The 14,176-nt window shown below is 44.3% G+C and carries 9 protein-coding genes; 3 read left to right on the top strand and 6 right to left on the bottom strand.

The window, feature by feature from the left end; translation table 11 throughout:
- Positions 1-74: 74 nt before the first annotated feature.
- Entirely contained in the window at positions 75-1,313 is a 1,239-nt protein-coding gene (locus tag C7R92_RS11085) for an MFS transporter (RefSeq protein WP_208636199.1), read from the bottom strand.
- A 249-nt stretch (positions 1,314-1,562) separates the two neighbouring features.
- Here C7R92_RS11085 and C7R92_RS11080 point away from each other — a divergent pair, with 249 nt between their 5' ends.
- Positions 1,563-2,144, top strand: coding sequence for a TetR/AcrR family transcriptional regulator (locus tag C7R92_RS11080; protein WP_106834293.1), 582 nt, complete (start codon positions 1,563-1,565; stop codon positions 2,142-2,144).
- Positions 2,145-2,218: 74 nt separating this feature from the next.
- Here C7R92_RS11080 and C7R92_RS11075 read toward each other — a convergent pair whose 3' ends face one another.
- Positions 2,219-4,189, bottom strand: a complete 1,971-nt coding sequence (locus tag C7R92_RS11075; protein ID WP_106834292.1) for a methyl-accepting chemotaxis protein — start codon at positions 4,187-4,189, stop codon at positions 2,219-2,221.
- A gap of 397 nt (positions 4,190-4,586) precedes the next feature.
- On the opposite strand from C7R92_RS11075, the gene C7R92_RS11070 reads away from it, so the two are divergent.
- Complete coding sequence (locus C7R92_RS11070; RefSeq protein WP_106834291.1) at positions 4,587-5,648, top strand: SDR family oxidoreductase; 1,062 nt, start codon at positions 4,587-4,589, stop codon at positions 5,646-5,648.
- 122 nt (positions 5,649-5,770) lie between these two features.
- Here C7R92_RS11070 and sstT read toward each other — a convergent pair whose 3' ends face one another.
- Both sstT and C7R92_RS11060 read right to left on the bottom strand, forming a co-directional pair.
- Positions 5,771-7,009: a serine/threonine transporter SstT gene (gene sstT / locus C7R92_RS11065; RefSeq protein WP_106834290.1), complete on the bottom strand. Its 1,239-nt coding sequence runs from the start codon at positions 7,007-7,009 to the stop codon at positions 5,771-5,773.
- Positions 7,010-7,374: 365 nt separating this feature from the next.
- Entirely contained in the window at positions 7,375-8,895 is a 1,521-nt protein-coding gene (locus tag C7R92_RS11060) for a chitinase (protein WP_106834289.1), read from the bottom strand.
- A gap of 479 nt (positions 8,896-9,374) precedes the next feature.
- Here C7R92_RS11060 and glpT point away from each other — a divergent pair, with 479 nt between their 5' ends.
- A complete protein-coding gene (gene glpT, locus C7R92_RS11055; RefSeq protein ID WP_069852764.1) occupies positions 9,375-10,739 on the top strand; it encodes a glycerol-3-phosphate transporter in 1,365 nt (454 codons plus the stop codon).
- Positions 10,740-10,836: 97 nt separating this feature from the next.
- Here the strand turns inward: glpT and C7R92_RS11050 are convergent, their stop codons facing one another.
- On the bottom strand, positions 10,837-13,434 hold the full coding sequence (locus C7R92_RS11050; RefSeq protein ID WP_106834288.1) for an ABC transporter permease: 2,598 nt from the start codon (positions 13,432-13,434) through the stop codon (positions 10,837-10,839).
- On the bottom strand, positions 13,431-14,114 hold the full coding sequence (locus C7R92_RS11045; RefSeq protein ID WP_106834287.1) for an ABC transporter ATP-binding protein: 684 nt from the start codon (positions 14,112-14,114) through the stop codon (positions 13,431-13,433). Before C7R92_RS11045 ends, C7R92_RS11050 begins: the two co-directional genes overlap by 4 nt.
- Between the last annotated feature and the right edge of the window lie 62 nt (positions 14,115-14,176).

Raw genomic sequence — 14,176 nt, 5'->3', positions numbered from 1 at the left:
TTGTATCAATCAACAGCTCTGAAAGCAAAATAGTTTCATTTCAGATATCTTCACTTCGAACTATTTTAGTAGCTCTATTTCCTTGGGATAGCCGAAACGCGTCTGGTCACAGCCCAATACACCAGAGCCAAAGCACTGACAGAGGCTCCGAGCAAGCATACTCCCTCCCAACCAAAATGCGCATATGTATAGGTCGAGGTAATAGAGCCAGCAGAAGAGCCAATCGAATAGAAAACCATGTACCCCGCCGTGAGCCGACTCCGCGCCTCTGCACCCAAGGTGAAGATCATACTTTGATTCGTAACATGTACGGCCTGCACCGCCAAATCAAGCAAAACAATACCTATCGCCAAGGCAAATAGCGACTGTTCTAAATAGCTGATTAGCAGCCACGATAGTAGCAATAGACTCAAGGCAAAGCCAGTCGTTCTCTGTCCGTAACCTCGATCTGCGAGCTTCCCTGCCCTTGCTGCAGCTAACGCTCCGGCAACTCCTACGAGGCCAAACGCCCCGATCGCCGTATGCGACAAAGATAATGGCGGCTCACTCAGAGGCAGTACCAATGGCGTCCACAAAATACTAAAGGCAGCAAAAATCAGCATAGCCAGAACAGAACGAATACGTAATAGCCGTTCTTGTGCGAACAACATCAGGACCGATCCAAGCAACTGGAAGTAGGATAGCGGCTTTACCTCCCGCTCCCTATTTGGCAATACCCGAAATAATACACAAACCAATCCCAATAGAAATGCAGCAGAGACCAGATATACGGCACGCCACCCCGCAAGATCTGTTAAAACTCCTGCAATGGTTCGCGCTAGAAGTATGCCAATAACGATTCCACTTGTAACGACTCCCACCACTCGTCCTCGCTCAGCAGGGGCGGCCATTGTCGCCGCAAATGCAACAATTGTCTGCGTCACAACGGCAAGCAATCCTACCGCAGCTATACCTGCGAATAGTACCGTGCTGGTGGAGGCAGTCCCTACGATAACCAGCGCTACCACAGATAAAAACATCTGACCGATAATCAAGCGACGCTGATTCAATAGATCGCCAAGTGGCACAAGCAGCAACAGTCCTACTGCATAAAAGATTTGCGTAAGAGTAATGAGAATCCCAATGATGGAATAATCAATTCCGAACTCAATCGACAAATGATCAAGTAGTGGTTGCGCGAAGTAGATATTCGCAACCGACATCCCGCAAGCAACCGCAAACAATAGTGTTACATAGCGAGGCATGGGAGAGCCTTGCACTGAATCTGCCTTCCTATCGGCTTTAGCCGCTACTTTTTCGCTAACCTCCTCCATCTGTCTTCACCTTACCTCCTCTCATTTTACGTTTAGAACAAAATAACATACCGATCGGTACATTATTGTGCCCAGTAAATATATCCCACTATTCTTTTTCTGTCAACACCATTCTTTTTACGGTAGGATAAACCGTCATAAAATTGACAACGCAGATGAAAATCAATAAAATATAAATTACCGTTCAGTACAAAAAATCCACTGGCAGTTACATAGATTCGAATACATGAGTAATGAGAGGAACTCTTTATGGCAAGAACACGCGAATTTGACGAAGAAAAAGTACTCGATGCAGCTATGCAGCTCTTTTGGGAGAAGGGGTATGAAGCTACCTCATTAAGTGATTTAACTTCCCGAATGGGTATCCAGCGCCCCAGTATTTACTCAACCTTTGGGGACAAAAAAGAATTGTTCGAAGCCGCACTACGCAGATACACGATGTCTCGTGCTTCGGAGATACGAACGAAGCTTCAAAACAATCCATCCGTAAAAGAGGCGTTTCGCCATTTTTTTAAAGAGGTGGCCGACGAGGAATATACGGAAGGTCTCAGCCGCGGATGCTTTTGCATTAATACCATGGTCGAACTTGCCCCTCATGATGAGAAATTTGAGATTTTGACAAGGGAACACCAAATGTACCTCTCTGTCATCTTTCAAGAAACAATCGAGCGAGGTATCCAAACAGGTGAACTCGATTCGAGTATAGACGCGAAAGCTACCGCACAAGCGCTTATCGTATCGTTAATTGGACTGACCGTAATCATGAAATCTCGTCCAAATCGATCATTTGTTGATAATTCAATAGAAGTTACGCTTACGTTACTTAGGTAACTATTGCGATCAACTTGGACAAAAAAAAGACCAACGTCTGTTGGTCTTCTTTCTCTCCATCACTACAACTACTGTTAGCGTTGCAATTTAAAACGCTGAACCAATGACTGCAACTCTTCCGCAATGTTAGCAAGGTGCGCTGCCGAAGCCGCCACTTCCTCCATTGAAGCATTCTGTTCTTCACTGGCTGCGGCGACTTGGTCGACCTCTTGTGCAGTGGCTTGGCTCATGGCACTCGATTCACCAAAGGCCACAAGCATCAATGTATTTGATTGCATCAACCCTTCGCTGACGCGAGCTACTTGCGCGAGGTGCGCATCAATGCGGTTAATGGCCTCATACATTTCCGTAAAACGCTGCTCAACCGATTGTGTCAAATCACTTCCCGCTGTAGCAGAATCCACGCCCTCCTCCGTACGTCTAACCATGTGCAGGACGCGATTCTGAACCTCGCCGATCAGACTGTCGATCTTTTCAGCAGCAGAACCTGTCTGATCAGCCAGCTTGCGTACCTCATCAGCAACGACAGCGAACCCGCGGCCTTCTTGCCCGGCACGTGCCGCTTCAATAGCTGCATTCAACGCAAGTAAATTTGTCTGAGAGGCGATTTCCTGGATAAAATTCGTCACCCCGCTAATTTCTCCAGCAACCCCTTTTAACTCCTCCATCTCATCTTTTGAACGAGTGGAATGCTCCACGATCATATTCACCTGTTGTCTCGCCGCTCCGAGGGACTCCTCTCCGGTATTAGCCAAACCTGTGATGAGCTGTGACATTTCCGTGCTCTCACGCAGAATGCGAATGGCATCATCCAGCTCCTGTTGCGCTTGCGTCGCCGATTGCTTCACGGTATCTATACTCCGATTCATATCGGAAGACATGGACGCTATTTCTTGCATGGAGGCTGCCACTTGTTCAATCGTTTGCACGTTCTCCTCCGAATTGGCAGACAAATGCTGGGAGGAAGCAGAGATTTGCTCGGAATGATCGGTAATTTGACGCAGAACATCGGACAACGATTGCGACATCGTATTGAAGTTGGATTGTAGCTGTCCAATCTCATCTATTCTTCCGCTCTCGATGGACCTGACTGTCAAATCCCCCTGCGCGATCGAATCGGTCAGTTGCTTCAATTGCAGGATAGGTCGCACAGTCCGTTTCATGAAGATCCAGACAAACAAGGCAATAAGGGCAAGCAAAAGCACGATAAACATGAACGACATCCGTAACAGTGGCCCTGTTTTTTGCTTGATTTCACTCCAATCAATCACGGAAACGACGTTCAATCCGAGCGAATTTTGCTTGTTGAAATGGTAATATTCACGAAGCTCGTCAACGTCCATTTCAAAAGAACCCTGCTCTTGATCACGCATCACTTGGAAGCGCTCGTCTTCAAGTGGCTTGCCTTGTGGGAATCGCGGATGCGACATCGTCACGTTGTTCTGATCGAACAGGCTGACATATCCCTTTTCACCGATCTTGTACGTCTTTACCAGCTCGTTTAAGTGATCGATAGAAACGTCGATACCCGCTACTCCTGTACCGCCCGAGAGCGTCTTGGCAAACGTAATCACGTAGCTCCCACTGACCGCGTCGATGTAAGGGGGCGTCACAATGATCTGCCCTTTATGCTGAATCGCTTGCTTGTACCAATCTCGCGTAGTCGGATCAATTTCCTTTTTCGCAGAGTTGTAGTATCGATTGTCATAGTACATGAACGCAGCCAAAACATTGTCGATGTCTTTCTCTATGTTGTGGATACGATCGTAGATATACGTATCCGCATTTTGCCCAGGAGGAACTTGAACATCCGCAAAGCTATCGATCGTAACAGAATAATCCCGGTACGAATTATTGAGTACTTGTGTAATCATTGTGGTAACCGATTCAACTTGGGACAACAATTCGCGCTCTAACTGGTTGCGTGCCAGTTGTGTCAAGGAAAGGCTGAGAACGACAGAAGGAACAACGATAAGCAAGACGAGAAAAAACAGCATCTGCTTGGATAGCGATGCTTTATAGCCAGTAAACATCTTTTTGATCATCTATGATGACTCCTCTCTTATGGAAATAAGATAACTAGCTGCTGTGAGAGCAGCCGAACAAACCGTTTTTTGCAGCCCAAACACCGCCTCACAGGTCGACTAAAGGCGTACGGATAGACGGCCAAGCCCCATAGCTGTGCTGGCCTTGTCCAAGTTCATGTAAAGTATATTTCCCCTATTACTACCACTCTGAAACTTCACTGCATCCAAACACGACAGTTTGCCAATCGCCTTAAAATTCAGATATATAAACAATAGCAGCTCTGGAGGTTTTTTCAGTGTATTTTCACGATACCGTTTCATCCGCACTCGTCAAAGCTGCATTTTTCATCATATAATGAATTATTGATATTTCAGCAACTCCCTACCTAACAAACATACGGAGCTGGTTAACCATATGAATATCCTTGTAACCGGAGCAACAGGTTTTCTCGGAAAAAAACTCTCTCAAGATCTATTAAACGAAGGCCATACCCTTTACTTACTCGCTCGAAATGAAAAGAAGGCAAGCGATTTGTTGCATAGCTTTGCCGAAAAACACCGGACACGGGTACATATTTTACTAGGTGATGTTTCGAAAAAAGACTTGGGCGTCTCTGAAAATGATCTGGGACAGCTCAACAAAAAAATAGATGCGATGTACCATATTGCCGCATACCTGTCCTTCGATCCCGCTCAGAAACCGCAGACGTACGAGGTAAATGTAGAGGGAACACAAAATACATTACAATTCGCAGAAGCCATTCGCTCCCCCCGCTTTATCTATGTGAGTACGGCTTACACCATCGGCACCGAAACAGAAGGAAAAGAAGCGCTATACAGCCCGGAACGCTCCTTCGTAAACAACTACGAAGAGACAAAATGCTTGGCGGAACATCTCGTCTTCTCCTGCAGCGACAAAATGGAGACCATCATTGTCAGACCGTCGATCATTATCGGCGATTCCAAAACGGGCGAAGCCGATACCACTTTTGGCTTGTATGGATTATTAAAAGGTCTTCGCGTACTGAAAAGAAGAGCATCGCGAACAGAAGGCTGGGACAAGCAAAAGTACCGGATCTTGGTGGATGTCGACGTGAACTCGAACCTCGTTCCGGTTGACTATGTCTCTTCTGTCTTGCTGGCAGCACTTACTCATGGGGAACATAAGGAAATCTATCATGCTACCAACCCTGTTCCACCTACCCAACAATTGGTAGTAGATTGCATCAAAGAAGTCTTGGATTTTCCGAATCTAGTTCCTGTTCCATTTGAAACAGACGAGCTGCTAACCGAAGAAGAGAAAGCCTTCAATGCATCCATGAGCTTGTTCCATTCGTATTGGAAGCGGAGTATCTCTTTCCCGAATGACAACACCAGGAAGCTGCTGCAAAAAGTGGGGCAAAGTGAATTGCAGATGGATAAAGAGATGCTTGTGGGGATTATGAGAGGATTTCAAAAGCAGGCTGTTCTTTCTTAGTTCTATAATTTTATACGTGGAGAAACGTGGTAACAGCGTTTCTGTGAGGTTCTCGATCTACCAAAATAAAACAGCACCCCAATGGTTAATGAAGTCTCAAAATTGGGGTGCTGTTCATTCACCTATGCTGCTTTGGAGATACTTATTTTCTTTCCTTCTTTTCGCCACTCTTTAAACTCAGCTGCTGCTGTAAAAAGAACGTCTGAAGAGGAGTTAAGTGACGTTTCAAAAGAGTCTTGTAACACTCCAATAATAAAGCCGACTCCGACTACCTGCATCGCAACTTCATTTGAAATACCGAAGAGGCTACATGCTAGAGGAATTAGTAATAAAGATCCGCCAGCCACCCCTGATGCACCGCAAGCACATATAGCCGATACTATACTAAGGATGATAGCGGTAGGGACATCCACTTGAATACTAAGTGTATGAACCGCTGCAAGGGTCAAAACAGAAATCGTAACAGCTGCACCAGCCATATTAATAGTAGCCCCTAATGGTATCGAGACTGAATAACTATCTTTATTCAAACCTAGATTTTCACATAATTTCATATTTACAGGAATATTTGAAGCTGAGCTTCGTGTAAAGAATGCTGTAATGCCGCTTTCCTTTATACACTTGAAAACAAGCGGGTAAGGGTTTTGTCTTATAGCTGCATAGACAAGGATTGGATTGACAACCAGTGCCACAAAGAGCATGCAACCAATCAGAACAGCGAGTAATTTCGCATAGCTTAGTAACGCAGCAAGTCCATTTGTAGTAATTGACTCAAATACTAGTCCCATGATTCCTAATGGTGCAAACTTAATTACCCAACCAACCATTTTCGAAACGGCATCCGAAAAATTAGAAATCATCGTTTTTGTCGTATCAACGGCATTTCGTAAAGCTAAACCAATAAGTACCGCCCAAGCTAAAATACCGATATAGTTCGCTTTAACAATTGCATTAACTGGGTTATCAACCACATTTAGCAGTAATGTCTTGAGAACCTCAACAACACCGCCAGGAGGCGTCACATCCTTAGCTCCCTCTACAAGTGTTAAGCTTACAGGGAATAGAAAGCTTGCAATAACGGCGACTGATCCAGCTAAAAAGGTTCCTAAAAGGTATAAGACAATTATGAATTTCATATTCGTTTGGTGCCCACTTTTATGTTGAGCAATAGCTGACATAACCAAAAAGAGTACCAACACAGGTGCAATCGCTTTCAAAGCGCTTACAAATAAAGAACCTAAAACTACTACGGGTTTTGCTACTTCGGGAATCGTTATAGCCAGGATAATACCAATAATCAAACCTACAATTATTTGTTTTACCAGACTTACTTGACTTACCTTCGTCAGCATACTTTTCATAGATGTCCCCCCACTAAGATAAACTTCTCCCGACCCTGCAATAGACTCTCACTTTCTGTATGATTTATTTCTTCGATGGGTGGCTATTCTAATCAAAGTCCACTCCATAGAGACAAATAAGTATCATTATACTGATTTTTTGATATATTACAAATGTACAAATTTTGCTAAACGGAACAACTACCTTTTTACATGAATTTATGGCTTCACCTACACAACCAAGAATCATGCTTCCATAACGAAAAAAGCAGCGTGGATTAACTTCAAAGAAGCAACCATATCAAAAGTCGTACTCAGATCAAATTTGCATAGTGACAATGACACCCACCCGTGAGAGTGGGTGTTTTTTCTTAATTGGCACGTTATTACTGGCTCAGTGAATCAAGCGAAGTGCGAACATGATTGGCAAACGAATAGTTATTTTTCGCATCCCAGTTGATAGACCAGGTCATAACTCCTTGGAACTGCGGATATCCAGCTGGATTTTGGAGTTTGTAAGTTCCTCCAAAAGACGTGCCTTTTACCAAGTATTGAAGTGCTTTCTGGATATCGGCAGGAGACGTATAACCTCCCCCGGCAGCACTTGGAGCAGAAGGTAGCCCGATTGCGACTTGGTTTTCCCTCAAGGCCGGAAACATGTTATTAGGATTACGACCGATAGGGAATCCCTTCAATAACATTTCTGCCATCGCTACTTGGAAATCAGCCGTTCCTTGTTGATACGTACGACCATCTAATGCTTCTAACGCTCCGGAATTATAGTGTTGGACGTGGATATAATTCATTCGATCGCGAAGGGCATGAATCACAGGAAGATAAGCGCCCCACGGCCCACCATAGGAAGCGTAACCTCCTTGGACATAAGCCGTCTCTGGCGCCATCGTCAAAATGAAGGATGGGCCAAATGTATTCGTGATCGTCTGAGTCGCTGAAATTAAGTTTATAATTTTCGGCGTTGTCGGATTTCTAAAATCAGTGTCCCCCGCATTTAGCGACAGAGAGCTTCCTTCCAGATCAATATCCATACCATCAAAACCATACGTTTGAATGATCGAGGTCATCGAGGTTATAAAATTTTGTTTGGCAGCTTCCGTCGTCAGCTCTACTGTACCATTCGCTCCGCCAATCGAGATGAGGACCTTCTTCCCTTTTGATTTTAAGAAGGCGATATCCGACTTAAATTCCTCAATCGATGCATTGAACGGCACGAATCCCATTGTCGCATGATCGCCACCGACTGGTTCTGCGAACGCAACATTGATTACATCGTATTTATCTGAGACATCTCTTAGCTTGAGTACCGTAGAACCATTGTCAAAATTATGCCAGTAGCCGATCAAAACTCGTTTGGATACCGGTTCATTTGGGGATTTAGATAAAGTTGTTACGGTTATCGAGGCGCTGGGTGGGGATACATTGCCAGCGTCATCTTTTGCTTGTATCGTGAATGAATATGTCGTATTTGCTAGAAGCCCAGTCACGGTATAGGATGTTGTACTCGATGTACCAGCGAGTGTATCTCCGTTGTAGACGAGATACTCCTGAACAGCTATGTTATCCGTAGAAGCTGACCAAGATAAGCTGACCGAACTACTTGATATCCCTACTTCACTAAGATTTGTGGGGGACGTAGGTGGGATGGTATCGGGAGCAGAGGGACCTTGCAGTTGCCACAGTGTCGGTACGTTGGGCGGTTCCCATCCGACAAGCGATGTATGAGCAAATGTACATTTGTAATCTTGCCCTTGGTATGTAACCATGTCTCCTAACTTGTATACGGTGTTGGGAGTCCACGGTGTCATGGCGTGTGAAGACTGCGGAAATATAGAAAAAATTAAGATAAGCGACAGCACTACCAAAACTCCTGCTTTTCTCATCAAATGCATCAAACAAAGCCTCCTTCATTTTTACTTGTGCAAAAAAGAGTGTCATTTACATCTTTGCTTACCCCCCCTCATACAGATGAGCTAACATAAAGATATCCTTATATTTGGAAATAATGTATTTTTATGAATAAAGTATACATAAGAAAACCTCTATCGAGGCTTTTTCGAAGAGGTGCGACCGCGTTTTTGCGGAAAATTTTCTTAGCCTGCCTCCCACAGAGACAGACATATCATACTTCCAGCGTATACGATTACATGACCGTTCGCATAGATCGCATCTTTGTTTGGAAAAATAACCCAGAATAACTTCGTTGACAACGTTTTCACAGAATAATAGAATACACTTAACAAGTTAACTATGATGGAGATTCGGAGACTCATACTTTTTGGCACTTTCATTTTTGAAAGCGCCATTAAGGTATGGGTTTTTTTACGTGTATCGTCATCATTGTTAGAAATTACGTAGGGGGAGGAATAAGATGCTCAAGCTGTTTAAGCCTGCACCGCCGATTGACAGATTGCCTGACGAACAAATTGATTCTGAGTATAAAAAGCTCAGGCTTCAGGTGTTTCTCGGAATCTTCATCGGTTATGCGGCGTACTATCTCATCCGCAAAAACTTTTCACTCGCCATGCCTTATTTGATTAAAGAAGGATTTACAAGATCAGAGCTCGGCTTTGCGTTATCCGCCATTTCGATATCCTACGGGATCAGCAAGTTTGTAATGGCCATTTTTTCAGACCGAAGCAACCCGCGAATGTTCTTGCCTGCCGGTTTAATTCTTTCTGCACTTATTAGTTTGCTGATGGGCGTTGTTCCTTACTTCACTTCATCCGTCTCGATCATGTTTGTGATGCTGTTCCTGAACGGTTGGTTCCAGGGAATGGGCTGGCCTCCATCCGGGCGTGTTCTCGTACACTGGTTTAGTGTAAGTGAAAGAGGAAATAAAACAGCCATTTGGAATGTAGCCCATAACGTTGGTGGTGGCTTGATGGCCCCCCTCGCTGTTGCAGGTGTAGCAATGTTCACCGGGCTTTCGGGTAATACCTCTTCCGGGTATGAAGGCGTGTTTGTCCTGCCTGCTCTGGTTGCCATTGTCTTTGGATTCATTACGTATTTCTTAATTCGCGATACGCCGCAGTCAGTCGGCCTGCCGCCTATTGAAGAATATCGCAATGACTATCCAAACAAGGAGAAGAAAACGTTTGAAACAGAATTCTCCACAAAAGAAATCCTTTTCAAATATGTGTTGAACAACAAATGGGTTTGGGCAATCGCGATTGCCAACATCTTCGTCTACTTCGTCCGTTACGGTGTTCTGGACTGGGCGCCGACCTATTTGAGTGAAGAAAAAGGCTTTGATATGAGCAAGTCGAGCGTTGCCTACTTCCTGTACGAATGGGCAGGTATCCCGGGAACGCTCCTGTGCGGCTGGCTGTCCGATAAATTGTTCAAGGGCCGCCGTGGACCCGCAGGGTTTGTCTTTATGCTCGGCGTATTGATCGCTGTTCTGGTCTACTGGTTCAACCCACCTGGAAATTCCGTGGTTGATATGATTTGCCTGATCGCTATCGGTTTCCTGATTTACGGTCCAGTCATGCTGATTGGTTTGCAAGCCCTTGATTTTGTTCCGAAAAAAGCTGCCGGAACCGCTGCAGGGCTGACGGGTCTGTTTGGCTACCTGGGCGGTACAGTTACAGCGAATGCATTGATGGGGGTTATCGTTGATGCCTCCGGCTGGGATGCAGGATTTATGTTGCTGACGGCTTCGTGCGCATTGGCTGCTCTTGTTTTTGCCCTTACGTGGAATGTGCGGGGACAAGAAGTAGTTAAAAATCATTAAAATAGCAAAAAGAAGGATGAAAATCGTTGTGATTTTTATCCTTCTTTTTTATGGCTTGAATAACCATTCTTCGCTAGTCCCAAAATTACCCTCTACATTAGATATTTTCGTTCTTCAGCGATTCAACGATACTCTGTTCTTTATATTTTCTAGTCGCATAGAGGATGGATGTACCCACAATGAAAAACACACCTATCCCTGCAATGATGAGATTCGCCCAAGGCAACGTAAAAGCAAATTCAAAATTACGGCTAAGGCTCATGTAGATGAAAAACATCACGCATAAACTAATCGGTAAACCGTAAATAAGCGACTTCATTCCATAAAAGAATCCTTCGAAGCGTAGCATTTTCTTCATGCCCTCTGGTGTCATGCCTATGGAAGCCAACATCGCAAACTCACGTTTTCTCAAGGCCATCCCTGTCGAAATCGTGTTGATAATATTTGCCATGCAAATGAGTCCGATGAGAACCACGAACCCATAAAGGAATACGGATGTGACTGTGGCGCGATTCAGTGCATCCTGACGCTCCGCAATCAGATTGGTCGTATAGACATGGACATCTGGATATCTATTAATAATCGGGTTTATTTCATTTTCCAATGCCGCAGACTGCTCTGTTGTAAATTGAACCTCGCTGATAATTTGCTCAGTCAGCATATCGTTACCTAGTTCTCGTAGCTTGTCAAAGTCTCGTTCAGAAACGACAAATGTCACCCTATAAACATCTTCCTCATAGCGTAGCATAAAAGGTGGACGTTTATCCGTGATAGAAGCAATTCGGACTTTAGCTCCTTCAATCAAAGGGAGAGGTATTTCTGATCCCTCTTGTACGGTTAGTTGAGTGATATCTGTAAAATTATGTTTTTCCTTCAAGGTGATCTGATTGACAAGTATGGCAGAAATCTCGTCACCTTCCAGTTTCTTTGCATCAATCCCCGCGGATTGCAGGTACGCTGCAAAAGAGGCCTCATCAAGAGAAACAATCTTTGCAGACATGAAGTATTTCCCATCTGGATTCAGAGTCTTGCGACTGGAGATGTCTGTGGTAACCTCGTTTTCGTTGAGGAATAGATCCGTTTCGATAAATTGGGTCTTCACTTTTGTTGTTGCGTTTTGGACAGACATCAAATCATTTGTTAATGAACGTACCCTTTCCCAATCGGCTCCCCTTGCGTATACGGACAGATCATATGGTAGCGGTGCTTGTGCCATATTATAGGACTTATCCATATACAACGAAAAGGAAGAAGCTGCAAGGTACAAGATTACACTGATCGCAAGAGAAAAGACAGTTGAGCGATAGTGGTGTTTATTCCTTTTCAGATTTTTTAATCCTAGTTCCGCTTCATATCCAAACAACTTACGGGTCATTTTGGATGTACGTACATCTTTACCTTTTATTTCGATATCCTTTGTCTGGCGGATCGCAGTTATCGGTGTAATTCTCGATGCCCTCACTGCTGGAAACCATGCAGAAATGAGCAGCGTCAAAATGGAAAACAAAATGACAGCAATCATACTGTACGGCTCTATCACCAATCGCATCGGTTCACTAACGACAAACATTTTTTGAATGAATGGACTAAGCAAATGGAGAGTAACCCCAATACCAATGGACCCGAAAAACAACCCAGCTGGAATCGCTATGACCCCGATCACAGCAGCTTCAAAAAATACAGAAGCCCTTTTTTGCTGTTTGGTTGCCCCTACGCTAGATAACATCCCTAAAGTGCGACTACGCTCTGAAAGCGAGATCGAAAACGCGTTGTAGATGAGTGAGAAAGATCCAATCAGAATGATACTTCCAACGGTAAGGACTGCCAGATACATGGTGTTAAGAAAGCGGGAATCACTCGAAATCCCTGAATAAAGCAAAAGATCCCGGTTGTACTTGATTTTTACTCCATTAGATTTACCTTGATTCTTTACTCCGCTCACCTTACTAGCGATCGTGTCACTCGTTTCATAAATGTCATTCCCTAAACCTTTAAAATCCTTATATTCAACTCTTACCGTGTAGGGAAAACCCTCCTCCAAAGCACCCTCTGAAAGACCACTAAATGCACGGTATGCAGCCATTGCATCCTGCTCTCTAGCTGGTGCTTGAACAATCCCGGTAATGGTGTATGTTTTCGTCTTTGTAGGCGTAAAGACTTCCTTTGATTGATAGGCATCATTGTTGCCCAACGTCTCGCTCGTACCATCTTTATTCAAGCTACGTTTACCAAAATCTAATGTGACTACATCTCCAACCTTCCAGCTAACACCGGCGGTTTGAAGAAACTGCGATGAAAGTGCCAGTTCATTTTCATTCTTAGGCAAACGCCCATCAATTGGGCTGATCCCTATTACATCATGATTACTGTGTCCAGTAATATACAAATAAGGCTTAGCCCTGTTTGCAGAGTTAGAAAGTCGTGCAAATCCGAGATCCTGGTCAATGTCGTATCTTTCAATTGCTTCTGTATTTGTAATAACTGCAACATCTTCTCCTGCAACATCGAGAAAAGCTGCTTGCCATTTACCAGTGTAGGCAATCGTGTTTCTCTGCATCATATCCATGAAAGAACTACTAATCGAAAATACTGCTGTAAGCATTGCGACAGAAATGATAACCCCAATGATGGTAACAAGAGTACGGCTCTTATTCTGCTTCATATAGCGTAAAGTGAGCTGATTTACGATATTCATCGCCTGATCACCTCATCTCTAGAAATCCTGCCATCCTGAATGCCGATAATACGGTCCGCTTGTAAGGCAATGTTTTCGTCATGTGTAATAACAATCAGGGTTTGATGCCGCTCTTTGTGTAGTTTTTTCAAGAGCTTCACAATCTCAGAACTGTTTTTGCTGTCTAGATTCCCCGTAGGCTCGTCAGCCAATACAATGGCGGGACTGCTAATCAAGGCACGGCCAATGGACGCACGCTGCTGCTGTCCTCCAGAAAGCTGGTTTGGCAGATGCTTTAATCGCTGTTGAAGACCTAGAGTCTCTACGATATCGGAAAAGATATCTTGATTTACTTCTCTACCGTCCAATAGCAATGGTAGAGTAATATTTTCCTCTACAGTAAGGACAGGGATCAGATTGTAGAATTGATAGATAAGCCCAATCTGTCTGCGTCTGAAGATGGCCAGTGCCGTTTCATCCATCGCGTACATATCAGTCTGGTCAACAATCACCTTACCGGATGTGGGCGTATCAACGCCCCCCAGAATATGCAGAAGGGTAGACTTACCTGAACCAGATGGTCCAATGATCGCAACAAACTCCCCTTTTTGTACGGAAAATGAGATATCGTTCAGTGCAGTAACAGCTGTTTCACCATCACCGTACGTCTTTGACAGGTTCTCTACTCGCAAAATCTCCATCATGAACCTCCTAGATTCGTTATTACGTATAGAATAGCTGCCAAAGATGTCTCGTCGGTGAC

Origin of the sequence: Brevibacillus porteri (genome assembly GCF_003013475.1) — a bacterium.
Lineage (GTDB): Bacteria > Bacillota > Bacilli > Brevibacillales > Brevibacillaceae > Brevibacillus > Brevibacillus porteri.
This window is presented reverse-complemented; position numbering and strand designations above follow the sequence as displayed.